The organism is Micromonospora sp. MA102 (assembly GCF_025460765.1).
Classification (GTDB): Bacteria; Actinomycetota; Actinomycetes; order Mycobacteriales; family Micromonosporaceae; genus Micromonospora; species Micromonospora halotolerans.
The window spans coordinates 77,196-98,831 of record NZ_JAMWEG010000008.1 but is presented as its reverse complement, the minus strand read 5'-3'; the positions used below and the strand labels follow the sequence as shown (position 1 = coordinate 98,831).

At 73.5% G+C, this 21,636-nt stretch carries 20 protein-coding genes and 1 pseudogene; 8 read left to right on the top strand and 13 right to left on the bottom strand.

The genetic code is table 11. From position 1 onward, the window contains the following. The first annotated feature begins 16 nt into the window (after positions 1-16). Positions 17-541: a MarR family winged helix-turn-helix transcriptional regulator gene (locus tag NFX44_RS17850; protein WP_262284687.1), complete on the top strand. Its 525-nt coding sequence runs from the start codon at positions 17-19 to the stop codon at positions 539-541. Here NFX44_RS17850 and NFX44_RS17845 read toward each other — a convergent pair. Both NFX44_RS17845 and NFX44_RS17840 read right to left on the bottom strand, forming a co-directional pair. Next, positions 506-2,164, bottom strand: coding sequence for a PP2C family protein-serine/threonine phosphatase (locus NFX44_RS17845; protein ID WP_262284686.1), 1,659 nt, complete (start codon positions 2,162-2,164; stop codon positions 506-508). The genes NFX44_RS17850 and NFX44_RS17845 overlap by 36 nt on opposite strands. A 131-nt stretch (positions 2,165-2,295) precedes the next feature. Further along, on the bottom strand, positions 2,296-3,555 hold the full coding sequence (locus NFX44_RS17840) for an ROK family protein (RefSeq protein WP_262284685.1): 1,260 nt from the start codon (positions 3,553-3,555) through the stop codon (positions 2,296-2,298). 52 nt (positions 3,556-3,607) lie between these two features. On the opposite strand from NFX44_RS17840, the gene xylA reads away from it, so the two are divergent. The 3 genes from xylA (at position 3,608) to NFX44_RS17825 (ending at position 7,740) form a co-directional block, all read left to right on the top strand. Next, positions 3,608-4,795: a xylose isomerase gene (gene xylA / locus NFX44_RS17835; protein WP_262284684.1), complete on the top strand. Its 1,188-nt coding sequence runs from the start codon at positions 3,608-3,610 to the stop codon at positions 4,793-4,795. A gap of 11 nt (positions 4,796-4,806) precedes the next feature. Next, complete coding sequence (gene xylB / locus NFX44_RS17830) at positions 4,807-6,255, top strand: xylulokinase (protein WP_262284683.1); 1,449 nt, start codon at positions 4,807-4,809, stop codon at positions 6,253-6,255. Between the two features lie 69 nt (positions 6,256-6,324). Further along, entirely contained in the window at positions 6,325-7,740 is a 1,416-nt protein-coding gene (locus NFX44_RS17825) for an MFS transporter (protein WP_262284682.1), read from the top strand. Between the two features lie 40 nt (positions 7,741-7,780). Here the strand turns inward: NFX44_RS17825 and NFX44_RS17820 are convergent, their stop codons facing one another. The 5 genes from NFX44_RS17820 to NFX44_RS17800 form a co-directional block, all read right to left on the bottom strand. Next, positions 7,781-9,424, bottom strand: a complete 1,644-nt coding sequence (locus NFX44_RS17820) for a glycoside hydrolase family 13 protein (RefSeq protein WP_262284889.1) — start codon at positions 9,422-9,424, stop codon at positions 7,781-7,783. Between the two features lie 36 nt (positions 9,425-9,460). Then, positions 9,461-10,531, bottom strand: a complete 1,071-nt coding sequence (locus tag NFX44_RS17815; protein ID WP_262284681.1) for a LacI family DNA-binding transcriptional regulator — start codon at positions 10,529-10,531, stop codon at positions 9,461-9,463. Positions 10,532-10,592: 61 nt separating this feature from the next. Then, positions 10,593-11,552 (bottom strand): carbohydrate ABC transporter permease, encoded by a 960-nt coding sequence (locus tag NFX44_RS17810; protein ID WP_262284680.1) that lies wholly within the window; start codon positions 11,550-11,552, stop codon positions 10,593-10,595. Between the two features lies 1 nt (position 11,553). Continuing rightward, positions 11,554-12,600 (bottom strand): carbohydrate ABC transporter permease, encoded by a 1,047-nt coding sequence (locus NFX44_RS17805; protein WP_262284679.1) that lies wholly within the window; start codon positions 12,598-12,600, stop codon positions 11,554-11,556. A 71-nt stretch (positions 12,601-12,671) separates the two neighbouring features. Further along, a complete protein-coding gene (locus NFX44_RS17800; RefSeq protein WP_262284678.1) occupies positions 12,672-14,012 on the bottom strand; it encodes an ABC transporter substrate-binding protein in 1,341 nt (446 codons plus the stop codon). 262 nt (positions 14,013-14,274) lie between these two features. On the opposite strand from NFX44_RS17800, the gene NFX44_RS17795 reads away from it, so the two are divergent. Beyond that, positions 14,275-15,048 carry a peptidoglycan DD-metalloendopeptidase family protein gene (locus NFX44_RS17795; protein ID WP_262284677.1) on the top strand — a complete coding sequence of 258 codons (774 nt, stop codon included), beginning with the start codon at positions 14,275-14,277 and terminating at the stop codon, positions 15,046-15,048. Between the two features lie 36 nt (positions 15,049-15,084). Here NFX44_RS17795 and NFX44_RS17790 read toward each other — a convergent pair whose 3' ends face one another. The 5 genes and pseudogenes from NFX44_RS17790 to NFX44_RS17770 form a co-directional block, all read right to left on the bottom strand. Then, positions 15,085-15,579 carry a TspO/MBR family protein gene (locus NFX44_RS17790; protein WP_262284676.1) on the bottom strand — a complete coding sequence of 165 codons (495 nt, stop codon included), beginning with the start codon at positions 15,577-15,579 and terminating at the stop codon, positions 15,085-15,087. 143 nt (positions 15,580-15,722) lie between these two features. Beyond that, positions 15,723-15,869 carry a GPGG-motif small membrane protein gene (locus NFX44_RS17785; RefSeq protein ID WP_165949678.1) on the bottom strand — a complete coding sequence of 49 codons (147 nt, stop codon included), beginning with the start codon at positions 15,867-15,869 and terminating at the stop codon, positions 15,723-15,725. Beyond that, positions 15,860-16,637, bottom strand: a pseudogene (locus tag NFX44_RS17780) (metallophosphoesterase). The gene NFX44_RS17785 and the pseudogene NFX44_RS17780 overlap by 10 nt, the downstream one beginning before the upstream one ends. Positions 16,638-16,647: 10 nt before the next feature. Then, positions 16,648-16,857, bottom strand: coding sequence for a hypothetical protein (locus NFX44_RS17775; RefSeq protein WP_225853614.1), 210 nt, complete (start codon positions 16,855-16,857; stop codon positions 16,648-16,650). Positions 16,858-16,913: 56 nt separating this feature from the next. Further along, positions 16,914-17,495 (bottom strand): nucleotidyltransferase family protein, encoded by a 582-nt coding sequence (locus NFX44_RS17770; protein ID WP_262284675.1) that lies wholly within the window; start codon positions 17,493-17,495, stop codon positions 16,914-16,916. Positions 17,496-17,647: 152 nt separating this feature from the next. Between NFX44_RS17770 and NFX44_RS17765 the strand changes: the two genes are divergently transcribed. Further along, complete coding sequence (locus NFX44_RS17765; protein WP_262284674.1) at positions 17,648-18,379, top strand: dTMP kinase; 732 nt, start codon at positions 17,648-17,650, stop codon at positions 18,377-18,379. Here NFX44_RS17765 and NFX44_RS17760 read toward each other — a convergent pair. Further along, entirely contained in the window at positions 18,364-19,053 is a 690-nt protein-coding gene (locus tag NFX44_RS17760; protein ID WP_262284673.1) for an SDR family NAD(P)-dependent oxidoreductase, read from the bottom strand. The genes NFX44_RS17765 and NFX44_RS17760 overlap by 16 nt on opposite strands. A gap of 302 nt (positions 19,054-19,355) precedes the next feature. On the opposite strand from NFX44_RS17760, the gene NFX44_RS17755 reads away from it, so the two are divergent. Together NFX44_RS17755 and murQ are read left to right on the top strand one after the other, a co-directional pair. After that, a complete protein-coding gene (locus NFX44_RS17755) occupies positions 19,356-20,270 on the top strand; it encodes a MurR/RpiR family transcriptional regulator (protein ID WP_151461072.1) in 915 nt (304 codons plus the stop codon). After that, positions 20,267-21,214, top strand: coding sequence for an N-acetylmuramic acid 6-phosphate etherase (gene murQ / locus NFX44_RS17750; protein ID WP_262284672.1), 948 nt, complete (start codon positions 20,267-20,269; stop codon positions 21,212-21,214). Before NFX44_RS17755 ends, murQ begins: the two co-directional genes overlap by 4 nt. The last annotated feature ends 422 nt before the right edge of the window (positions 21,215-21,636 follow it).

Sequence of the window (21,636 nt, the reverse complement as noted above, 5' to 3'; positions counted from 1 at the left end):
GGGACCTGATGCGAGTATGGCTGCCGACCTCGACGAGGCGGCGGGCACCCTGCTGGCTGTCTGGGAGGCGGCCCGGGAGCGGACCACGAGCCGGCTCTCGGGTGCCCAGTTGCGCGCGGTCATGGTCGTCGAGCAGTACGACGGGATCAACCTCCGCCGGCTCGCCACGCTGACCGACATGCTGCTGTCCTCCGCCAGCCGGCTCTGCGACCGGCTGGTGGCGGCCGGCATGCTGGAGCGGGAACCGGGCCGGTACGACCGGCGCGAGATCGCCCTGCACCTCACCCCGGCGGCCACCCGGCTCCTCGGCGAGCTGCGCGCCGACCGGCGTCAGCGGCTGGACCGGATCCTGGTCGGCATGAGTCCGGAGGGGCGGGCGGCGCTGGTGCGCGGGATGCGCGAGTTCGACGAGGTCGCCCGGCGCGGGGAGGCCGCCGCGGCCGAGGGCTGGCCGGTGCTCCAGCCCTCCGGGGAGCGGATCGGCGACCCGCAGCCCGATGCGGAGTCACCCGGCGAGCCCCCGGTGGCCCGCACCGCCTGACCGGCCCGGGCCGGGTCCTCCCGCCGCCACGACCAGCATGGCGACGTCGTCGTGCACCTGGCCGTCGAGCCACTCGTCGACGAGCTGGAGCAGCCGGTCGACCAGCGCGGCGGGCGGCAGACCGGCTCCGGACGCGAGGGCCCGCCGCAGCCGGGCGTCGCCGAACATCTCCAGCTGGCGGGGCCCGCCCCGGGCCTCGGTCACCCCGTCGGTGTACGCCACCAGCACGTCGCCCGGAGCCAGGCGTACCGCCGCCTCGACGAAGCGGGCCGCGGTCAGCGCGCCGACCGGCATGCCGCCCACCGGGACCGGCTCGATCCGGCCGTCGGTGCGGACCACCAGCGGGGCCGGGTGGCCGCCGCCGGCCACCCGGACCAGCAGCCCGCCGCCCGGCTCTCGGGTCAGGGCGCCCAGCAGGAGGGTGGTGAACTGGGCCCGGCGGGCCGCGTCGGGTGCGTCCAGCAGCGCGCGGTTGAGCAGTTCCATCAGCTCTCGCGGGCGCTGCTCGACCAGCCGCAGGGTCTGCAGCGACTGGCGTACCCGCCCGGTCAGCACGGCCGCGCCGACCCCCTTGCCGCACACGTCGCCGAGGGCGAAGAGGCCGCCGCCGGGGGTGGGGAAGAGGTCGTAGAAGTCGCCCCCGATGCGCAGCGTGTCGCCGGCGGCGCGGTAGCCGCCGGCCAGCGTCATCCCCGGCAGCGGCGGCAGGTCCGGGGGGAGGAGGCTGTTCTGGAGCACGCGGGCCAGGTGCGCCTGCTCGCCGTAGAGGTCGGCCGCCGCCAGCGCGGCGCCCGCCCGGGCGGCGAACTCCCGCGCCAGCTCGACCTCGCGCGGGTCGAAGCCGCTCCGCCCGGGGCGGCGGGCAAGGATGAGCGCGCCGGCCGGGCCGCCGGCGCTGCGCATGGGGCTGATCAGCACGGCGCCGGGCCGGCCGAAGTCCGCGGGCAGCACCTCGGCCAGCTCGGCCAGCCCGGCGTCGAGCCAGGGGCCCGGCTCGCTGCCGTCCCCGTCGAGCGCCTCGACCAGGCCGGGCGCCGACTCGACCACCGGCCAGCCGGCGACGCCGGTGACCGGGCCGGGCTCGTCGGCGGCGTACCGGACCCAGTGCGGCAGGTCCTCGGCGGGCGGGGACGGGCGGTGCACGACCACGGCGGCGTCGGCCAGGTAGGGCACCGGGAGGGTGACGGCGGCGCGCAGCGTCTGGTCCCGGTGCAGGGAGAGCCCGAGGCGGCTGCCCGCCTGGGCGAGGAACGCGGTGCGGGACCGCTCGGCCCGCAGCGCGTCGTCGCGCGACTGCTCCTCGGTGACGTCCCGTACGTACCAGGCGCAGGTGCCGGTGGCCAGGCGGCGCCGGACGCCGCGCAACCGCCGGCCGTGGTGCTCGGTGTCGAAGGTCCCGCCGTCGCCGCGCACCGCGTCCGCCAGCGCGGGCACCGGGCAGTCGGTCAGGTCGACGCCGGGGGAGAGTTCGGGGAGGAGCGCCGCGGCCGCGGCGTTGACCAGGGTGACGACGCCGCCCCGGTCGGTGGTCACGACGGCCTCGGCGAGCCCGTCCAGCAGTTCGCGGGCGAGCCGGGAGTCGTCCGGCAGCGCGGCCCGCGCCGACGGTCGGGCGGTCCTCATCGCCGGTGGCGGGGCGCTTCGGTCTGTCGAACCGTGCGCATGCTGTCGGTGCACTCCTCGATCGCGGATTTGTTGCCTGGCGGCAAGCGTACCGAGCGGGGGCGCCGGAAGCCCATGGAGGAGCGCTGCGGTCAGCCTGCTCCGGCCAGCCAGGTGACCGGCCGGTCCAGCACCCGGCGGACCACCGAGGCGGCCCCACCGACCGCCGCGGAGCGCGCCCCGAGCGCCGCCGGGCGCACCGTCACCGGGGACCAGGCGGCGGTGAGCACGCGCCGGGAGATCTCCGCGACCACCGGCGGGCGGAGCCAGGGGGCGAGCGGGGCGTATCCGCCGCCGAGCACCACGGTGTCCAGGTCCAGCAGGTTCACCACGCCCGCCACGGCCACTCCGAGCGCCGTTCCGGCGTCCGCCAGGGCGGTCAGCGCGGCCGGGTCGCCCGCCCCGGCGAGGTCGGCCAGCCGGGTGGCGGCGGTGTCCGCGGGCAGGTCGGCGCCGGTCAGGCCGGCGGCGGCCAGGATGGCCTCCTGGCCCGCGTACCGCTCCAGGCAGCCCTGGCCGCCGCAGCGGCACGGCCGCCCCTGCGGCTGCACCGGGATGTGACCGATCTCGCCGCTCCAGCCGCGCGCGCCCCGGTAGAGCACCCCGTCCAGCACGATCCCGGCGCCGATGCCGATCTCGCCGGTGATGTGCAGGAAGCTGGTCGAGCCGGGTGGGCCGGCGTGCAGCTCGCCGAGGGCGGCCAGGTTGGCCTCGTTGTCCACCACCAGCGAGGGGATGCCGGCGACCGGCTCGGCGAGCGGGCGTCCGGCGAGCAGGGCGGGCACGTCGACGTCCCGCCAGCCGAGGTTGGGGGCGAGCCGGACCAGGCCGCCGTCGTCGACCAGGCCCGGCACGGCGAGTGCCGCGCCGGCCAGGGTCAGCCCGTCGCGTACGGCGGCGGCGCGGGCCTCGGCGGCCAGGGCGGCGAGCCGCTCCAGGGCGTCGGCGGGGGAGACCGGGCGCAGGTCGGCGCGGCGCACCAGGTGGTGCCGGACCGCCCCGGTGAGGTCGACCACGCAGGCGGCCAGGTAGTCGACGTTCACCTCCAGGCCGAGCCCGGCCGGCCCGTCGGAGGCGAGCACCAGCCCGCGGGCGGGCCGCCCGGCCCCGGTGCGCGGCGCGGGTTCCGCCTCGGCGACCAGCCGGCCGGCGATGAGGTCGTCCACGACGGCGGAGACGGTGGCCCGGGTCAGCCCGGTCCCGGCGGCGATCCCGGCGCGGGACGGCGGTCGGTCGGCGGTGGCGATCCGCCGGAGCACGACGGCGAGGTTGAGCTCGCGCAGGCTGCCCTGGCGGACCGCGCCGCCGGTGCTGGGGCTGGTCACCCCTTGACACTGCCACAGCGGGGTCATTTAATTCAACCACTGAACAAATTGCGGACGACACCACCACCCGGAGGTCCCCATGGCACCCCGTCCCACCCCCGCGGACAAGTTCTCCTTCGGTCTCTGGACGGTGGGCTGGACGGCCCGCGACCCGTTCGGCGACGCGACCCGGCCCGACCTGGACGCCGTCGAGGCCGTCCACCGGCTGGCCGAGCTGGGCGCGTACGGGATCACCTTCCACGACGACGACCTCGTCCCGTTCGGCGCGGACGCCGCCACCCGCGACGCCCACCTGTCCCGGTTCCGCAAGGCCCTCGACGAGACCGGCCTGGTGGTGCCCATGGTCACCACCAACCTCTTCACCCACCCGGTGTTCAAGGACGGCGGCTTCACCAGCAACGACCGCTCGGTACGCCGCTACGCGCTGCGCAAGGTGCTGCGCAACGTCGACCTGGCCGCCGAACTCGGCGCCCGCACCTTCGTCATGTGGGGCGGCCGGGAGGGCGCTGAGTACGACCTGGCCAAGGACATCCGCGCCGCGCTGGACCGCTACCGCGAGGCGGTCGACCTGCTCTGCCAGTACGTCGTCGACCAGGGCTACGACCTGCGCTTCGCCATCGAACCCAAGCCGAACGAGCCGCGTGGCGACATCCTGCTGCCCACCGTCGGCCACGCGCTCGCGTTCATCTCCACCCTGGCCCGCCCGGAGCTGGTGGGCCTCAACCCCGAGGTCGGCCACGAGCAGATGGCCGGGCTGAACTTCGCGCACGGCATCGCCCAGGCGCTCTGGCAGGGCAAGCTGTTCCACATCGACCTCAACGGGCAGCGCGGCATCAAGTACGACCAGGACCTGGTCTTCGGGCACGGCGACCTGCTCAACGCGTTCGCCCTGGTCGACCTGCTGGAGCACGGCGGCCCGAACGGCGGCCCCGCGTACGACGGCCCCCGGCACTTCGACTACAAGCCCTCCCGCACCGAGGACATCAGCGGGGTGTGGGCCTCCGCGGCGGCGAACATGAGCACCTACCTGCTGCTCAAGGAGCGGGCCGCGGCGTTCCGGGCCGATCCGGAGGTGGCCGAGGCGCTGGCCGCCAGCAAGGTCTCCGAACTCGCCGCCCCGACCCTGGGTTCGGGCGAGAGCTACGCCGACCTGCTGGCCGACCGGGCCGCGTTCGAGGAGTTCGATCCGCAGGCGGCCGGTGCGCAGGGCTACGGCTTCGTCCGGCTCAACCAGCTCGCCGTCGAGCACCTGCTCGGCGCGCGCTGAGGCGGGTCGCCATGCCGCTCGTCGCCGGGATCGACTCGTCGACCCAGTCCTGCAAGGTGGTGATCCGGGACGCGGAGACCGGCGCGCTGGTCCGGCAGGGCCGCGCGCCGCACCCGGAGGGCACCGAGGTCGACCCGCACGCCTGGTGGGACGCTCTGCGGGCAGCCGTCGCCGAGGCCGGCGGGCTGGCCGGCGTGGCCGCCGTCGCGGTCGGCGGCCAGCAGCACGGCATGGTCTGCCTGGACGAGGCGGGGCAGGTGGTCCGCCCGGCGCTGCTCTGGAACGACACCCGCTCCGCCGACGCCGCCCGCGAGCTGGTCGAGGAGGCCGGCGGCGGGGAGGCCGGCCGCCGGTTCTGGGCCGACGCGACCGGCGCCGTGCCGGTGGCCAGCTTCACCGCCACCAAGCTGCGCTGGCTGGCCCGGCACGAGCCGGCCAACGCCGACCGGGTGGCCGCCGTCTGCCTGCCGCACGACTGGCTCACCTGGCGGCTGGCCGGCGCACCCGGGCTGGGCGCGCTGCGCACCGACCGCGGCGATGCCAGCGGCACCGGCTACTGGTCGCCCCGCACCGGCGAGTACCGCCTCGACCTGCTGGAACGCGCCTTCGGCCGGCGGCTGCGGGTGCCGGTCGTGCTGGGCCCGGCCGAGGTGGCCGGCCACCTCGACCCGGCGGCGCTCGACGCCGGCGCGGGCCCCGGCGGCCCGGTCCTGCTGGGGCCGGGCACCGGCGACAACGCCGCCGCCGCGCTCGGCGCCGGGGCCGGTCCGGGCGACGTGGTCGTCTCGATCGGCACCTCGGGCACCGTCTTCGCGGTCGCCGACACGCCGGCCGCCGATCCGAGCGGGGCGGTGGCCGGCTTCGCCGACGCGACCGGCCGGTTCCTGCCGCTGGTCTGCACGCTCAACGCCGCGCGGGTGCTCGACGCCGCCGCCACGCTGCTCGGCGTCGACCTGGCCACCCTGAGCGAGCTGGCGCTGGCCGCCCCGCCCGGTGCCGGCGGGCTGGTCATGGTGCCGTACCTGGAGGGGGAACGGACCCCGGACCGGCCCACCGCCACCGGCGCGCTGCACGGCCTCACCCTGGGCACCTCGACCCCGGCGCACCTGGCCCGGGCCGCCGTCGAGGGCATGCTCTGCGCGCTCGCCGACGGCCTCGACGCGCTGACCGCGCAGGGCGCCCGCGCCGACCGGATCATCCTGGTCGGCGGCGGGGCCCGCTCCGCCGCCGTGCGGCGGATCGCCCCGCAGGTCTTCGGCCGTCCCGTGGTCGTGCCCCCGCCCGGGGAGTACGTCGCCGACGGGGCCGCCCGCCAGGCCGCCTGGGTCGCCCTGGGCGGTGCGGCGCCGCCCACCTGGTCGGTCGGCGACACCGAGGAGTACGCCGGTGAGCCGGTCCCCGCCATCCGCGCCCGTTACGCGGAGGCCCGGGAGCGCATCGTCGACCGGCTGCCGGAGTGAACCGGAGCCCGGGCGGTTGACCGGCGGGTCGTGTTCCCGCCGTGATCTCCGCCTGGTTTGCTGCCCGGCATGAGCAGCGGCACGAGGGTCTCCCGGCGGGGGAACGCGGGGCACCGGTTCTACAGCGTGGTGGTGTTCGTGGTGCTCGCCTCGCTGGACAACGTGGCCATCGGCCTGGTGCCGCCGCTGTACGGGCCGATCTCCGGCGCGCTCGGGGTGTCGCAGCGGCTGCTCGGCCTGGTCACCGCGGTCAGCTTCCTGGTCAGCGCGGTCGCCGCGGTGGCCTGGGCGTACGTCGGTGACCGGACCGACCGCAAGCCGCTGCTCATGGTCGGCACGCTGATCTGGGCGGCCGGCACCGGGGGCAGCGCGCTGGCCCAGCACTACCCGGCGTTCCTGGCCGCCCAGCTCGTCGCCGCGATCGGGTTGGGCGCGGTCGGCTCGGTCGGCTTCTCCGTGGTCACCGACCTGATCTCGCCGCGCCGCCGGGGCCTGGTGATGAGCTTCTGGGGGCTGTCCCAGGGCGTCGGCACGCTCGCCGGCACACTGACCGGCGGCCTGCTCGGCGCCACGGACTGGCGGCGGCCGTTCCTGGTGCTCACGGCGGTCGGCCTGCTCGCCACGGTGGCCTACCTGTTCACGTACGACATCCGGCGCGGGCAGAGCGAGCCGGAGCTGGCCGCGGCGCTCGACGCCGGTGGCGAGTACGACTACCGGATCAGCCGCGCCGACCTGCCCCGGATCCTGGCCCGGCGGACCAACCGCTGGCTGGTCCTCCAGGGGCTGACCGCGCAGGCCGCCTTCGGCTCGCTGGTCTGGCTGCCCGTGCTGTTCAGCCAGCGGGCCGAGGCGCAGGGCTACTCGGCCGCCACCGCCGTGGTGGTGGGCAGCGTCTTCGCCACCCTGTTCCAGCTGGGCGGGGTGCTCTCCATCGTGGGCGGCCTGGCCGGCGACGCGCTGCAACGGCGTACGCCGAGCGGCCGGGCGCTGGTCGCGGCCGTCGGCATCCTCGCGGCCGTGCCGTTCTACCTGGTCCTGTTCCTCGTGCCGATCCGGATCGACGTGCCGGACGGCGGCAGCTCCGGCGCGGTCATCGCGGCGGTGCTGAGCAGCGTGTTCACCGAGCCCACGGTGGGGCTGAGCCTGCTCACCGCCGTGATCGCCCTCGCGCTCACCTCGGCCAACTCGCCCAACTGGTTCGCGCTGATCGCCGACGTCAACCCGCCGGAGCACCGGGGCACGGTCTACAGCCTCGGCAACCTGGTCAACGGGGTCGGCCGGGCGGCCGGCAACGGGCTGGTCGGGGTGGCCTTCGGGGCGCTGCGGGCGGCCTTCCCGCCGCCGCTGAACTACGCCGTCGGGCTGGCCGCGTTCCAGCTCTTCTTCATCCCGACGGGGTTCATGTACTGGCTGGCCGCCCGCACCTCACCGGGGGACATCGAGTCGGTCCACGACCTCCTGCACACCCGCGCCGACCGCCTGTGAGGAGGGGCCCCTGGTAAAAGGGAACCCCTCCTCGCCGCTGTCAGGCGCGGTACCAGACGGTCACGTCGGTCGGGACGGCGTCGTCGTCCAGCGGGGCGCTGGACGCCAGCACCTCGGCGCCGGCGGGCAGCGGCACCGGCTCCGCGCCGAAGTTGGTCAGCACGGTGAGCCCGCCGTTGGTGAAGGTCAACACCTCGTCGCCGGAGGAGAGCCACCGCAGCGGCCCCCGCGCCAGGCCGTGCTCGCGGCGCAGCCGCAGGGCCGTCCGGTACAGCTCGTAGGTCGAGCCATCGACGCCGCGCTGCCGGTCGAGCGCGTACTCGGCCCAGCTCGGCGGCTGGGGGAGCCAGCTCGCGTCGGTCGGCCCGAAGCCGTACGACGGCGCGTCGGCCTCCCACGGGATCGGCACCCGGCAGCCGTCCCGGCCGCGCTGGGTGTGCAGGCTGCGTTCCCAGGTGGGGTCCTGCCGGGCCTCGTCGGGCAGCGTGGTGTGCTCCGGCAGCCCCAGCTCCTCGCCCTGGTAGAGGTAGGCGGAGCCGGGCAGGGCGAGCATGAGCAGGCTGGCCGCCCGGGCGCGGCGCAGGCCGAGCGCGGCGTCCGGCTGCGGGTCGCCGATGCCGATGCCGTTGGGGCGGCCGCCGCCGACGGCGAGCCCGAGCCGGGAGGCGTGCCGGACCACGTCGTGGTTGGACAGCACCCAGGTGGTCGGGGCCCCCACCGAGTCGGTGGCCTCCAGCGAGCGGGTGATCACCGCGTACTGGGCGGGGGCGGACCAGGCGGCCAGCAGGTATTCGAAGTTGAACGCCTGGTGCATCTCGTCCGGCCGCACGTAGCGGGCCAGCCGCTCGGCCGGCTCCACCCACGCCTCGGCGACCAGGATCCGCTCGCCGTCGTAGGAGTCGAGCAGCCGCCGCCATTCGCGGTAGATGTCGTGCACGCCGTCCTGGTCCCACATCGGCGGGCGCGGCTTGTCCACCTCCTGGCCGGAGAGGATCTCCTGCGGCTCCTGCCAGTCGGCCAGGTCGGCCTGTTTGATGAGGCCGTGCGCCACGTCCACCCGGAACCCGTCGACGCCCCGGTCCAGCCAGAACCGGAGGATGTCCAGGAACTCGGCGCGCACTTCCGGGTTGCCCCAGTTGAGGTCGGGCTGGCCGGTGTCGAAGAGGTGCAGGTACCACTGGCCGTCCGGCAGCCGGGTCCAGGCCGGCCCGCCGAAGACGCTCTCCCAGTCGTTCGGCGGCTCGGCGCCCTGCGGGCCCTTGCCGTCCCGGAAGATGTAACGCTGCCGCTCCGGGCTGCCCGGCGCGGCAGCGACGGCGGCCTGGAACCAGCGGTGCCGCGACGAGGTGTGGTTCGGCACCAGGTCGACGATCACCCGCAGGCCGCGCGCCTTCGCCTCGGCGATCATCTTGTCGGCGTCCGCCAGCGTGCCGAAGAGCGGGTCGACGTCCCGGTAGTCGGCCACGTCGTAGCCGGCGTCCGCCTGCGGGGAGGGGTAGAACGGCGACAGCCAGATCGCGTCGACGCCCAGCTCACTGAGGTGGTCGAGGCGTGCCGTGATGCCGGGGAGGTCGCCGATCCCGTCGCCGTTCGCGTCGGCGAACGAGCGCGGGTAGATCTGGTAGATGACGGCCTCGGTCCACCAGCCGGTGGCCGGGGTCTCCTGCGTCGCGTCGGTGTTCAGCGCCTTCTCCCTGTCGTGCGTACGGGACGAATCTGATCAGTTTGCCCGGGGCGGCGCGGTCGATTCGCGCACCACCAGGCGAGTGGGCAGGATCACCGAGGCCGGCGACCGGGGGTCGGCGTCCGGGTCGCGCGGCGCCGGCACCAGCCCGGCGTACGGGCTGGCGACCCGCCCGCCCAGCGGGTCGAGCAGCATGCGGGCGGCGAGCAACCCCTGCTCCGCCGCCGGCTGGGCGATGGTGCTCAGCCCCAGCACCCCGGCCAGGTCGTGGTCGTCGATGCCGATCACGCTGACGTCCTCGGGCACCCGCAGCCCCGCGTCGCGCAGCGCGGTCATGGCGCCCATCGCCATCTCGTCGCAGGCGGCGAAGATGGCGGTCGGCGGCTCGCCCCGGGCCAGCAGCTCGGCGGTCGCCCGGGTGCCGCCGTCGACGTTGAACTGCGACTCGACGTCGAGGCTCGGGTCGGGCCGGAGTCCGGCGGCGCGCAGTGCCTCCTCGTAGCCGCGCCGCCGGTCCAGGTGGGTGGTGAAGGCCAGCTCGTCGTCCGGGTCGCCGGAGATGTGCGCGATCCGGGTGTGGCCCAGGTCGAGCAGGTGCCGGGTGGCGGTCCGCGCCGCGGCCACGTCGTCGATGCGGACGCAGGGCCAGCCGGGCACCCCGCTGCCGGAGCTGATGGTCACGCCGGGCAGGGCCAGCCTGGTCAGCGCGGTCAGGTCGGCCGGGCGCAGCGGGGTGGCGACCAGGATGATCGCGTCCACCCGCTTGTGCAGGCTGGCCGGGTGCAGCACCCGCTGCCGGATCTGCTCCCGCCCGCCCAGGTTGTAGAGCAGCAGGTCGTAGCCGTTCTGGTGGAGGTAGTCCTCGACCGCCTCGACCACGGTGCCGAAGAACCAGCGGGTGATCCGGGGGACCACCACGGCCACCGTGCCGGTCTTCCCGCCGGCCAGCCGGGAGGCGCTCGGCGAGACCGCGTACTGGAGCTGCTCGGCGGCGGCGAGGACCCGCCGGCGCGTCGCGGCCGAGACCGTCGGCAGGCCGCGCAGCGCCCGGGAGACGGTGGCCGTCGACACCCCGGCCAGGCGGGCGACATCGTCAATCTTCGTCATCGGTTCCCCGCTCCGACCCGCGCCCGCCGCCGCCGGAAACCGGCGGCGGCGGAGCAACGGATCAGCCCTTGACGCTGCCGGCGAGCAGGCCCCGCACGAAGAAGCGCTGGAGGGACAGGAACACGATCAGCGGTACGACGATCGACACGAACGCGCCGGCCGTCAGCCGTTGCCACTCGTTGCCCCGGGTGCCGGCCAGCTCGGCGAGCCGGACGGTCAGCGGGGCGGTCTCGTTGCTGCCACCCGCGAAGATCAGCGCGACCAGCAGGTCGTTCCAGACCCAGAGGAACTGGAAGATGCCGATCGCGGCCAGCGCCGGGGTGATCAGCGGCAGGACGATGGTCCGGAAGATCTTCGGGTGGGTGGCCCCGTCGACCCGGGCCGACTCCATCAGCTCGCCCGGCAGCTGCGAGATGAAGTTGTGCAGCAGGTAGACGGCGAACGGGAGCGCGAAGCAGGTGTGCGCGAACCACACCTGCGCGAACTTCTGCTCGTCGACCAGACCCCAGGCGGGGAGCACCTGGATCCCGGCGATGGTGACGCCGGTGGAGAAGAACTTCAGCAGCGGCACGAGCGCCATCTGCAGCGGCACGATCTGCATCGCGAAGATCGCGATGTAGACCCAGTCCCGCCCCTTGAAGTTGATCCACGCCAGCGCGTACGCGGCCAGTGAGGCGAAGGCGATCGGGAAGAGCACCGACGGGATGGTGATCGCCAGCGAGTTGATGAAGTAGCTGGCCAGCTGCCCGGACGAGCCGTTGCTGAACAACACCTCCCGGTAGTTCTCCAGGGTGAACTGCGGGTCGCTGAAGAACGTCCACCAGCCGGTGGTCTTGATCTGGTCCTCGGGCCGGAACGAAGAGATGAACAGGCCGAAGGTCGGGACCGTCCAGAGCAGTGCGAGCACGATCGAGACCAGCGTGGCGGTCCGGCTGTTCAGCCGCTTGCGGACCCGGGCGGCCCGGCCGGGCGTCCCGGTGGCCTGGACGCCGGCTCCGACGGTGGGGGTGGCGGTGGTCATCTCAGCCCTCCCGCTGCTGACGCAGGTTGCGGATCTGGTAGATCACGATCGGGATGACCAGGACGAAGAGGAAGACCGCGAGTGCGGAGCCCTGCCCGGGCTGGCCGTAGCGGAACGCCTGGTTGTACATCTCGTTCGCGATGACGCTGGTGTCGTAGTTGCCGTTGGTGGCGGTCCGGACGATGTCGAAGACCTTGAGCGTGGCGATCGAGAGCGTCACCGCCACGACGATCAGCGCCGGCCGGATGGTCGGCATGGTGATCTGCCAGAACATCTGCCAGGGGCTCACGCCGTCCAGCCGGGCCGCCTCGACGATGTCGGCCGGGATGGCCTTGATCGCCGCGGAGAGCACCACCATGGCGAAGCCGGCCTGGATCCAGATCATGATCACGATGAGCAGCAGGGTGTTCAGCGGCGACTCGAGCAGCCACTGCTTGGGTTCGCCGCCCAGGCTCACGACGATCTGGTTGAGCAGGCCGATCTGGTCGCCGTCGCCCCGGTAGGCGTAGACGAACTTCCAGATGATGGCGGCGCCGACGAACGAGATCGCCATCGGCAGGAAGATCAGGGACTTGGCCACCGACTCGAACCGGGCCTTGTCCACGAGGACGGCGTAGATCAGGCCGAACCCGGTGGCCACCAGCGGCACGAGGACCACCCAGATCAGGCTGTTGATCAGCACTCGGACGATCGAGTCCTCGGAGAACATCCAGCTGTAGTTGGCCAGGCCCACCCAGTTGCTGCTGTCCTTGTCCATGAACGAGAGGAGGGTGGTCCGGATCGCCGGCACCACCAGTCCGACGACGATAAACAGCAGTGTCGGCAACAGGAAGAAGAGCGCGATCAGCCCTTCCCGCGGCTTGCGTCGGCGGGGCAGGGGCGTGCCGCTCGCCACGGCGGCGACCAGCTGCTCGTCCCGCCGGCGGGCGAACCAGGCCGGCACCACGTCGAGGAGCAGGAGCAGCCCGCCCACCACCGCGACGAAAGCGATCAGCCCGTACATCAGCATGAGGAACTTCGGCTGTTCCGCCGCGAAGTCGAACTCCATCGACCCTCCCTCAAGGGTTCGGTTGCGGGCGGTGGCCCGGCCCGCGTCGCGGACCGGGCCACCGCCTCAGATCACTTCCAGCTGCTCTCGATGCCGTTCAGCACCGTGGTGGTGTCCTTGCCGTTGATCCAGTCGACCATGCCCTTCCAGAAGGTGCCCGCGCCGACCGCGGCCGGCATCAGGTCCGAGCCGTCGAACCGGAACTCGGTCTTCGGGTCCTGCAGGATCTGGACGGAGAGCTTGTCCACCGGGTTCGGGACGTTGTTGATGTCGAGCTTCTTGTTCGCCGACAGCCAGTCGCCGATCTTGGCGCGGCTGTTGACGTACTCGCCGGAGGCCAGGTAGGTCTGCACCGCCTGGACCTCGGGACGGTCGGCGAACGCCGAGACGAACTCGCCGGCACCCAGCACCGGCTTGCCCTTGGCCGGGTCGACGGCCGGGAAGTAGAACGCGAAGACGTCGCCGTCCTCGGCCACCTTGGTGCCCTCCGGCCACTGGTTGGCGTAGAAGGACGCCTGGCGGTGCATGGCGCACTTGCCGGTGGTGATCGGCGTGCCGGCCTCCTGGAAGGAGGTGGTGGCGATGCTCTTCACGCCGCCGAAGCCGCCGTTGACGTACTTCTCGTTCTTGAGGATGCTGCCGGCCTTGTCGACCGCGTCGGCGACCTTCGGGTCGTTGAACGGGATGCCGTGGGTGGTCCACTGGTCGTAGACCTCCACCCCCTGGGTGCGCAGCAGCACGTCCTCGATCCAGTCGGTGGCCGGCCAGCCGGTGGCGTCACCGGACTCGATGCCCGCGCACCACGGCTTGGTGCCGCTCGCCGCGATCTTGTCGCTGAGCGCGATGAGCTCGTCCCAGGTGGTCGGGACGGTCCAGCCCTTCTCCTTGAAGGTCTTCGGCGAGTACCACACGTAGGACTTCACGTTGGAGCCGAGCGGGACGCCGTAGAGCTTGCCGTCCACGGTGCTGTACTTCAGCCAGTCGGGGGAGAAGTTCTGCTCGGCCAGCGCCTTGGTGTCGGCGCCGACCGTCTTGAGCTTGCCCGCGTCGGCGAACCGCTTGAGCAGGCCCGGCTGCGGGATGAAGGCCAGGTCGGGAGCGTTGCCGCCGTCGACCCGGACGCCCAGCTGGGCCTCGAACTCACCCGAGCCCTCGTGGTCGATGTCGATGCCGGTGCAGTCCTCGAACTGCTTCCAGGACTGGTCCAGGCGGTCGGCCTCGATGTCCCGGATCGACGAGTAGATCGTGACCTTCTTGCCGTCGTGGCCCTGGTACTTCTCGTATGCGGCGCACTCGGGCGAGCTCGCCTTGCTGCTCTTCTTGTCGTTGCCGGTGCCGCAGGCGGTGACGCCGAGCGCCAGCCCCAGAACGCCGGCGATCGCGAGAGCCTGGCGTGATCTGGCAAACGCCATGCCGATCTCCTTCCTTGCCGGCGCGTGGAGGAAATCGAACTCGCGCCGGTCCGATGGTCGTCCACACATGTAAGCGCTTGCATCGCGCCGGGTCCACCCCCTGCCGGACACGGCCCGGTAACAATCCCGAAACCCGCTCACCGGCCGTGGGCGCGCTCCCACGCTGCGCTGACCGATCCCAGGTGGGACCCCTTCCCATCGATGGAACTTTCTGCCACCCTGTCCGTATCGGATCGAAAACTTTCAACATAGGAGGCAGTGGATGCGCAAACGCTGGTTCAGCCTCGCGGCGGTGACCGCCGTCCTCGTGGCCCTGATCCCGGCGGCACCGGCCATGGCCGCGCCGACGTTCAAGGTTCCGTTCCCCTGCAACCAGGCCTGGTCCGGCCAGACGCGCTCGGACCACAGCCCGGCCTACGCCGTGGACTTCAACCGGACCGACGACCTGGGCGACCCGGTGGTGGCCAGCGCCCCCGGCACCGTCGACCGGGTGACCGACCTCGGCGGCACCAGCTACGGCAAGTACGTGCGGATCGACCACGGCAACGGATACACCACCTACTACGCCCACCTGAGCAGCTTCAACGTCTCGGTCGGGCAGACCGTCGGCTACGGCCGGGTCATCGGCTACGTGGGCAGCACCGGCGGCTCCACGGGCCCGCACCTGCACTACGAGCAGCGGCTGAACGGCAGTGACATCCAGGTCCGGTTCAACGGGGCCCTCGCCCTCTACTGGGGCACGAAGACCTACACCAGCGACAACGGCTGCTCCGGCACGAACACCGGGGCGGGCACGGTGAACACCGCGGGCGCGGCCCTGACCGTGCGCTCCGGCCCGGGCACCGGCTACAGCGCGGTCGGCTCGGTGGCCGACGGCGCCAACGTCACCATCTACTGCCAGACCAGCGGCACCAGCGTCACCGGCACCTACGGGACGAGTTCGATCTGGGACCGGATCGGCTCCGGCCGGTTCATCTCCGACGCGTACGTCTACACCGGCTACGACGGCTACATCCCCGGCGTGCCGCGCTGCTGACCGAGGTGGGCGCGGGGCCGACCGCCCCGCGCCCCCTCATCCGTTGAGCCGCCAGATGGCGAGGTTGAGCGCGCCGGCGAAGGTCACCCAGGCCCAGTAGGGGAGCAGGAGCAGCGCCGCCGGCCGGGACACCCGCCAGGACAGCGCCACGGTCACCCCGATGGCCAGCCACATCAGCACGAGGTCGGCGAACGCCAGGCCGTAGCGGCCGGCGCCGAAGAAGAGCGGGGTCCAGAGCGCGTTCAGCACGAGCTGGGTGACCCAGGCACCGAGCGCCGGCCCCCAGCCGGTCCGCTGCCAGACCAGCCAGCCGGACACCGCGATGAGCCCGTAGAGGACGGTCCAGACCGGGCCGAAGAGCCACGGCGGCGGCGCCCACGCCGGTTGGGCGAGGTCGGCGTACTCCTCCTGGGTGTTGCGCACGCCCAGCACGCCGACGGCCGCCGCGACGGTCACCGCGGCGCCGAAGCCCAGCAGCGCCCACCACCTCCGGCCGCGCCCGACCCGCCGGATGGTCCCCGAGAGCGTCATGCCGTCGGGATGCCCGCCGGCCCGGGGAGGCAAACCGGCCGGCAGCACGGCGCCGGGGTCGCCGGGTCCGGAGGCCCCTGTCTGGGAGGACGGAGCTTCGGACCCGGCGACCCCGGCGGGTCAGGGTGGCGGGAGGTCGACGGCTAATTGTTGAAGATGCTGACGCCTCCCGGCCCCACCAGCAGGCCGACGACGATGAGGACGATGCCCCACAGGATCTGCCGGCGGAACAGCGCGAGGATGCCGGCGACCACCAGTACGACTGCGAGAATCCAGAGAATCAGCTCCATGTCGGCCGGATACCCGTTCGTCGGATCCGGGAAACCTGCTTCTCAGTCCAGTTGATCACCGAGGTGGAAGATGCTGTAGGCCTGCTTGATGACCGGGTGCGCGACGTTGCGGACGCGTACGCCGCCCGGGGTGGTGCCCCGCTCGCTGCCGTGGTGGGCGTGCCCGTGCAGGGCCAGCGCGGTGGGCGCCGAGTCGATGGCCTGGCCGAGCTGGTAGCAGCCGAGGAACGGGTAGATCTCCAGGGGCTCGCCGGCGAGGGTGTCCGGCACGGGGGAGTAGTGGGTGAGCGCGACCAGCACGTCGCAGTCGAGCCCGCGCAGCGCCGCGCCGAGGGAGTCCGCGCTGTCCTTGGTCGTCTGGACGAACGCCTTCATTTCCGGCTCGCCGAAGTCGCTGGCGCACCGCCCGGCGAACCCGCCGCCGAACCCCTTCGCCCCGGCCACGCCGAGCCGGCCGCCCGCGCACTCCAGCACGATGCCCGTCCCCTCCAGGACGGTGATCCCGGCGTCCTCCAGCACCTTCACCACCTGCGGCACCTCGTCGCACTGGTGGTCGTGGTTGCCGAGGACGGTGATGACCGGCACGCCGAGGTCGCCGAACTCCTGCGCCACGCAGCGCGCCTCGGACTCGGTGCCGTGCCGGGTGAGGTCCCCGGCGAGCAGCAGCACGTCGGCGCAGTCGGGCAGCTCCTCCAGTGCCGGCCGGAACCGGCCGACCACGTCCTCGTCCAGGTGCACGTCGCCGACGGCGGCGATGCGGATCACGATCGAACCTCCCTCACGGCAGCTCCTCCACCTGGGTGGGCGCCTGCGTACGGATCACGCCGATGTCGCTGGTGACCGGCAGGTCCGGAAAGCGCTCGGCCACCCGGCGCAGGATCTCCTCGCGCCGGTGCGGGCTCTCCACCTCGCCGTAGAGGACCAGGCCGCGCTCGCGGCGCACCACGGTGATGCCCTGTTCGGCGACATCCGGGTCCTCGGCCAACATGCTCTGGATCTCCGCCTCGACGTACTCGTCGGGCGGCGGGTCGCCGTGGTGTGCGGTCACGGGTTCTCCCTCACTCCGGACGCGCCGCCGGGCAGCACGTCGAGCCGGTCGAGCAGCACCAGGAACGCCTCGGCGTACGGCGAGTGCTGCGTCTCCTTCCGTACCCGTTCCCAGTCGATCTGTTCCCGCAGCGAGCGGGCCAGCGGCAGGGCCCGGGCGAAGTCGCAGTAGTGCTGGGAGAAGCTCAGCAGCTTGTGCACCATGAGCTGGCTGGCCGAGAGCACCGGCATGTGGATGGCGTCGACCGGCCGCACGATGGTGTCGGCGAACGTCTCCTCGGTGACCGGAGTCTCGATCGGCCGGTGGATGAGGTCCACCATGCGGCCCTCGTCGTAGACCTTGACCAGCCAGTCCTCCGGCGGGCGCTCGGCCGTGAAGCCGGCCTCGACCAGGGCCTCCAGGGCTCGGTCCACGTCCTGTTGCCGGATCAGGAAGTCCACGTCGTGGTCGCTCGAGTGGCCGCCGTGGGCGTACACGGCGAAGCTGCCTCCGAGCGCGAAGGGAATCTCGGACTGCTTGAGCACGGCGGCGACCTTCTTGAGCGTGTGCACCAGGGTCTCGTCCCCGCGCTCGGCCATTCTGGGTCTCCCGTCGTCGTAGGTGGCGGTGGGAATGAAGTTGCGTACCCGGCGAACGGGTCGGCCACACCTGTTGGGGGCGCGGCCCGACGTGGCGGTGACAATCCGGACAAACCGCCGAAGGTGAGCACGGGTCGGATAACCTCGGGAGGGTGGCCAGGTCACTGCGGGTGCGGCGCGGCAGGGCCCGACTGCGCGCCGTCGCCCTGATCGGCATCGACGGCTCGGGCAAGACCACCCAGGCCCACCGGCTCGCCGAGGCGCTCACCGCCGCGGGCTATCCCGCCACCTACCACCGCAACGCCGGCGGCCGCCGCTGGCTCGGCCGGCTCGCGCAGCGGGTCGGACGGCCCGACGCGCAGCGGCTCGTCGGGCGCAACGGGCTGCTCGCCCTGGAATCCGTGCTCCGCTGGCTGGCCATCGCGCTCGCCCTGCTGACCTGCCTGGTGACCGGCCGGACGGCGGTGATGGACCGCTGGTCCGCCTGCCAGTACGCCAGCATCCGGGCGCACGGCGGGCAGCGCTGGGAGCGGCTGGCCCGGGCCGGCTACCGGGTCTTCCCGCCGCCCCGGGTCACCTTCCTGCTCACCCTGGACCCGGCCGAGGCGTACCGGCGGATCGAGCGGCGTGGCACCGACCACGAGAGCATGCGGTGGCTCAGCGCCGCGGCCACCGCGTACCGGACCCTGCCGGAGTACGGCAGCTTCGTGGTGGTGGACGGCAGCGGCACGCCGGAGGAGGTGTCCCACCGGATCCGGGCACACCTCGCCGAGTGGCTCCCGGGCGACCCGCCGGCCGCGGCCGGGCCGGGCCCGGACGGCACCGGCCCGCCGTCGGGCGGGGCCGGGCGTGGCGAACCGGTGCCGGCTCAGGCCCGCCCGTAGACCGGGACGCTCGCCCCGCTGGTCGGCGCCGACTCGTCGGAGGCCAGGAAGCGGATCACCGCGGCGATCTCGGCCGGCGGGACCCAGCGGCGGTGGTCGGCGTCGGGCTGGGCGGCCCGGTTGGCCGGGGTGTCGATCACGCTGGGCAGCACGGTGTTGCTGCGTACCCCGCGCTGCCGGTACTCCACGGCCACGGCGTTGGCGAAGGCCTGCACGGCCGCCTTGGCGGTGACGTAGCCGGCCGCGCCCGGGAAGGGCGCCACCGCCGCCCGCGCCGACACGCAGACCACCGCGCCGCCGCCGGCCGCCAGCAGGTGCGGCAGCGCGGCCTGGGTCACCAGGTACGTGGGCCGCAGGTTGAGCCGCAGCATCCGGTCGAACTCCTCGATCGGGGTCTCGTGCACCAGCCCGCCGCTGGCGTATCCGCCGACCAGGTTGACCACGGCCCGCAGCGGCGCGGCCGGCTCCTCGGTGGCGACGGCCACGGCCCGCGCGGCCCCGTCGGGGTCCAGCAGGTCCGCCGTGACCCGGACCGGCCCGGCCGCCGGCGCCGTCCGGCCGCCACGCTCCCGTCCGGGTACGACCACCCGCCAGCCGGCCTCCAGGAAGGCGGCGGTGACCGCACCGCCCAGCCCGCCCGTGCCCCCGGTCACCAGCACCGTGCGTTCCGCCATGCGCCCACGCTAGCCGCCCGGCGCCCCGGCCGGTGACCGGGGCACGCATCCGGGCTGGTCGATGCCGGTCGCCCCGGCGGGCCCGGCCGACCGGTGACCTCGGCGAGGCCGTCCGGCCGACCCGGCAGGCGCGACGGCCGAGCCGGCCGTCGGCCGGCGCGACGGAGTCGACCGGAGCGGGGGAGGCGGCCGGGCTGCGGGAATGGGACCCTTGGCACGGGAAGCGGGCGCGGAACGCGGTACTTTTCCGGATACGCGCCGTCATGGTTGACGGTCACGCCTCATGAAAGTAAGTTTCATCCGTGGCGAAGAGTCCGAAGATTTCTGCGAGTCACGAGCCCGGTGGACTGATCGTCCACATCAGCGGCCTGCTGCCCTCGCTGTCCCCGGCCGAGCAGCGGGTGGCCCGGCTGGTCGTCTCCGATCCGGCCGACGCCGCCCGGCGCACGATCACGGATCTCGCCACCGCCGCCGAGACATCCGAGGCCACCGTCATCCGGTTCTGCCGGTCGGTCGGCATGGACGGCTACCCGCAGCTGCGGATCCGGCTCGCCGCCGAGGCCGCCCGCCGGATCGAGCCGCCGGACGCCCGGGTGGTGGGTGGCGACATCCCGCCCGGTGCCGACCTGGCGCAGATCATCGCCACCATCGCGTTCAACGACGCGCGGGCCGTCGAGGAAACCGCCGAGCAGCTCGACCCCGCCGTCTGCGAGCAGGTGGTCGAGGCGATCGTCGCCGCCGGCCGGATCGACGTCTACGGCGCCGGCGCGAGCGGTTTCGTCGCGTCGGACTTCCAGCAGAAGCTGCACCGCATCGGCCGCACCGCCTTCTACTTCCCGGACGTGCACACCGCCCTCACCTCGGCCGCCCTGCTCGGCCGCGGCGACGTCGCGGTCGGCATCTCGCACACCGGCACCACCTCGGACGTCATCGAGGTGCTCGAACAGGCCCGCGCCCGGGGCGCCACCACGGTCGCGCTGACCAACTTTCCCCGCTCGCCGATCACCGAGGTCGCCGACCACGTGCTGACCACCGCGGCCCGCGAGACCACCTACCGCTCCGGCGCGATGGCCAGCCGGCTGGCGCAGCTGACCGTGGTCGACTGCCTGTTCGTCGGGGTGGCCGCCCGGAACCGCGCCAAGGCCAGGAAGGCCCTGGAGGCGACCGCCGAGGCGGTCCAGTCGCACCGGGTGGGTGCCGGCCGGAGGCGGGCATGACCGCGGGCCGGGTGGAGCCGGAGGAGATGGCCGCCGTGCGGCCCGTGGTCCGGGTGGGCGCCCCCACCGAGCGGCGCAACCCGCACAGCGTCGACCTCGATCTCATGTCGACCCGGGACGTGCTCACCGTCATCAACGAGGCGGACCGGCGGGTGCCCGCCGCGGTGGCCGCCGTCCTCGACGAGATCGCCGAGACCGTCGACCTGGCCGTCGCCGCGCTGCGCGCCGGGAACCGGGTGCACTACTTCGGCGCCGGCACCTCCGGCCGCCTCGGCGTTCTCGACGCCGCCGAGCTGGCACCCACCTTCAACTCGCCGCGGCACTGGTTCTGCGCCCACCTGGCCGGTGGCCCGGAGGCCATGTGGCGGGCCGTCGAGGATGCCGAGGACGACGAGCGCGGCGGCGCCGCCGAGGCCGCCGAGTGCGTACGCCCCGGCGACCTGGTGGTGGGGCTGGCCGCCAGCGGGCGCACCCCGTACGTCCTCGGGGCGCTCGCCGCATCCCGGGCGCAGGGGGCCGCGACCGTGCTGCTCTGCGCCAATCCGGAGGCCGACGCCGCCGGGTCGGTGGACGTCTTCATCGGGGTGGACACCGGACCCGAGGTGGTCACCGGGTCGACCCGCATGAAGGCGGGCACCGCGCAGAAGCTGGTGCTGAACACCTTCTCCACGGCGGTCATGGTGCGCCTCGGCCGGGTCTACTCGAACCTGATGATCGACATGGTGGCCACCAACGCGAAGCTGCGCGGCCGGATGATCTCGATCCTCATGGAGGCGACCGGCTGCGCCGAGGAGGTTTGCCGCGGCGCCCTCAACGAAGCCGACGGTGACCTGAAGACCGCCCTCGTCTCGCTGGTCTCCGGCGCCGAGGTCTCCGCCGCCCGGGCCGCCCTGGCCCGCTCCGCCGACCAGGTGCGCGGCGCGCTCGCCCTGCTCGCCTCCTGACGCCTCCGCCGGCCGGGTCCCCTCCCGGCCGCCACCGCACCACGGGTGCGACGCGCGTCACGTGGCGGGCGGGGACGACGCCAGCGCTGCGGATTGTTCAACCTGCCGTGGGGTAATCCTCACCCGTGGTTGAACCGACCGGCCTGCGAGCGCGTATCTCGCAGTGACCAGGATCGCAATGACGCGGTGACGCGGGTCGCTGTGTTCATGGAATTCGCAATGGTGCGATTTCCTGAGCGGACGACGATTCCGCTGCTCCGACGCCCTCCGATCGGGGCGTCCGTGAGCCACCCGGGCAGGGGTCCTGACAGCAAACATGGACCGGGCTCTCAGCTACTACTCAGGCATTCGTGACAGTTTCGACTCACGACATGGAATCCCCGACGCGTCTCATCTGTTGTGTAGGTGTCAGCACCTACGGG

What these genes read in the sequence shown, in the direction of transcription:
- NFX44_RS17850 (WP_262284687.1), top strand. Translation starts at nt 17, where the DNA reads ATGGCTGCCGACCTCGACGAGGCGGCGGGCACCCTGCTGGCTGTCTGG.
- NFX44_RS17845 (WP_262284686.1), bottom strand. Translation starts at nt 2,164, where the DNA reads ATGAGGACCGCCCGACCGTCGGCGCGGGCCGCGCTGCCGGACGACTCC.
- NFX44_RS17840 (WP_262284685.1), bottom strand. Translation starts at nt 3,555, where the DNA reads ATGACCCCGCTGTGGCAGTGTCAAGGGGTGACCAGCCCCAGCACCGGC.
- xylA (WP_262284684.1), top strand. Translation starts at nt 3,608, where the DNA reads ATGGCACCCCGTCCCACCCCCGCGGACAAGTTCTCCTTCGGTCTCTGG.
- xylB (WP_262284683.1), top strand. Translation starts at nt 4,807, where the DNA reads ATGCCGCTCGTCGCCGGGATCGACTCGTCGACCCAGTCCTGCAAGGTG.
- NFX44_RS17825 (WP_262284682.1), top strand. Translation starts at nt 6,325, where the DNA reads ATGAGCAGCGGCACGAGGGTCTCCCGGCGGGGGAACGCGGGGCACCGG.
- NFX44_RS17815 (WP_262284681.1), bottom strand. Translation starts at nt 10,531, where the DNA reads ATGACGAAGATTGACGATGTCGCCCGCCTGGCCGGGGTGTCGACGGCC.
- NFX44_RS17810 (WP_262284680.1), bottom strand. Translation starts at nt 11,552, where the DNA reads ATGACCACCGCCACCCCCACCGTCGGAGCCGGCGTCCAGGCCACCGGG.
- NFX44_RS17805 (WP_262284679.1), bottom strand. Translation starts at nt 12,600, where the DNA reads ATGGAGTTCGACTTCGCGGCGGAACAGCCGAAGTTCCTCATGCTGATG.
- NFX44_RS17800 (WP_262284678.1), bottom strand. Translation starts at nt 14,012, where the DNA reads ATGGCGTTTGCCAGATCACGCCAGGCTCTCGCGATCGCCGGCGTTCTG.
- NFX44_RS17795 (WP_262284677.1), top strand. Translation starts at nt 14,275, where the DNA reads ATGCGCAAACGCTGGTTCAGCCTCGCGGCGGTGACCGCCGTCCTCGTG.
- NFX44_RS17790 (WP_262284676.1), bottom strand. Translation starts at nt 15,579, where the DNA reads ATGACGCTCTCGGGGACCATCCGGCGGGTCGGGCGCGGCCGGAGGTGG.
- NFX44_RS17785 (WP_165949678.1), bottom strand. Translation starts at nt 15,869, where the DNA reads ATGGAGCTGATTCTCTGGATTCTCGCAGTCGTACTGGTGGTCGCCGGC.
- NFX44_RS17775 (WP_225853614.1), bottom strand. Translation starts at nt 16,857, where the DNA reads ATGTTGGCCGAGGACCCGGATGTCGCCGAACAGGGCATCACCGTGGTG.
- NFX44_RS17770 (WP_262284675.1), bottom strand. Translation starts at nt 17,495, where the DNA reads ATGGCCGAGCGCGGGGACGAGACCCTGGTGCACACGCTCAAGAAGGTC.
- NFX44_RS17760 (WP_262284673.1), bottom strand. Translation starts at nt 19,053, where the DNA reads ATGGCGGAACGCACGGTGCTGGTGACCGGGGGCACGGGCGGGCTGGGC.
- murQ (WP_262284672.1), top strand. Translation starts at nt 20,267, where the DNA reads ATGACCGCGGGCCGGGTGGAGCCGGAGGAGATGGCCGCCGTGCGGCCC.